The 1,646-nt window shown below is 54.6% G+C and carries 1 rRNA gene; it reads left to right on the top strand.

Features of this window, described 5'->3' with window-relative positions:
- Positions 1-50: 50 nt before the first annotated feature.
- Positions 51-1,618 (top strand): 16S ribosomal RNA (locus H8J70_RS12240).
- Positions 1,619-1,646: the final 28 nt, after the last annotated feature.

Below are 1,646 nucleotides of genomic sequence, written 5' to 3'. Positions count from 1 at the left end.
CAAATGTAACACAAACAATAAGTAAGACAGAGCTAGATAGCTCTTCACATATCATGGAGAGTTTGATCCTGGCTCAGGACGAACGCTGGCGGCGTGCTTAACACATGCAAGTCGAACGAGAGGACATGGGAAGCTTGCTTCCTATAGAATCGAGTGGCAAACGGGTGAGTAACGCGTAAGCAACCTGCCCTGCAGATGGGGACAACAGCTGGAAACGGCTGCTAATACCGAATACGAAGACTGTGCCGCATGGCACGGACTTGAAAGGATGGCCTCTACATTATGCTATCGCTGCAGGAGGGGCTTGCGTCTGATTAGCTAGTTGGAGGGGTAACGGCCCACCAAGGCGACGATCAGTAGCCGGTCTGAGAGGATGAACGGCCACATTGGGACTGAGACACGGCCCAGACTCCTACGGGAGGCAGCAGTGGGGAATCTTCCGCAATGGACGAAAGTCTGACGGAGCAACGCCGCGTGAGTGATGACGGCCTTCGGGTTGTAAAACTCTGTTATACGGGACGAATGGACGAGAGGCCAATACCCTTTCGGAGTGACGGTACCGTAAGAGAAAGCCACGGCTAACTACGTGCCAGCAGCCGCGGTAATACGTAGGTGGCAAGCGTTGTCCGGAATTATTGGGCGTAAAGGGCGCGCAGGTGGTTTCTTAAGTCTGTCTTAAAAGTGCGGGGCTTAACCCCGTGAGGGGACGGAAACTGGGAGACTAGAGTATCGGAGAGGAAAGCGGAATTCCTAGTGTAGCGGTGAAATGCGTAGATATTAGGAGGAACACCAGTGGCGAAAGCGGCTTTCTGGACGACAACTGACACTGAGGCGCGAAAGCCAGGGGAGCAAACGGGATTAGATACCCCGGTAGTCCTGGCCGTAAACGATGGGTACTAGGTGTAGGAGGTATCGACCCCTTCTGTGCCGGAGTTAACGCAATAAGTACCCCGCCTGGGGAGTACGGCCGCAAGGCTGAAACTCAAAGGAATTGACGGGGGCCCGCACAAGCGGTGGAGTATGTGGTTTAATTCGACGCAACGCGAAGAACCTTACCAAGCCTTGACATTGATCGCAAGGGAAAGAGATTTCCTGTTCCTCTTCGGAGGACGAGAAAACAGGTGGTGCACGGCTGTCGTCAGCTCGTGTCGTGAGATGTTGGGTTAAGTCCCGCAACGAGCGCAACCCCTATCTTCTGTTACCAGCACGTGATGGTGGGGACTCAGGAGAGACTGCCGCAGACAATGCGGAGGAAGGCGGGGATGACGTCAAGTCATCATGCCCCTTATGGCTTGGGCTACACACGTACTACAATGGCTCTTAATAGAGGGAAGCGAAAGGGCGACCTGGAGCAAACCCCAAAAACAGAGTCTCAGTTCGGATTGCAGGCTGCAACTCGCCTGCATGAAGGAGGAATCGCTAGTAATCGCAGGTCAGCATACTGCGGTGAATACGTTCCCGGGCCTTGTACACACCGCCCGTCACACCACGAAAGTCATTCACACCCGAAGCCGGTGAGGCAACCGCAAGGAACCAGCCGTCGAAGGTGGGGGCGATGATTGGGGTGAAGTCGTAACAAGGTAGCCGTATCGGAAGGTGCGGCTGGATCACCTCCTTTCTAGGGAGACATACGATTCGTGCAGCGC

This window comes from Megasphaera hominis (genome assembly GCF_014269395.1).
Classification (GTDB): Bacteria; Bacillota; Negativicutes; order Veillonellales; family Megasphaeraceae; genus Megasphaera; species Megasphaera hominis.
Note: the sequence above shows the minus strand (reverse complement) of the source record. Positions and strands in the feature narration are given on the sequence as shown.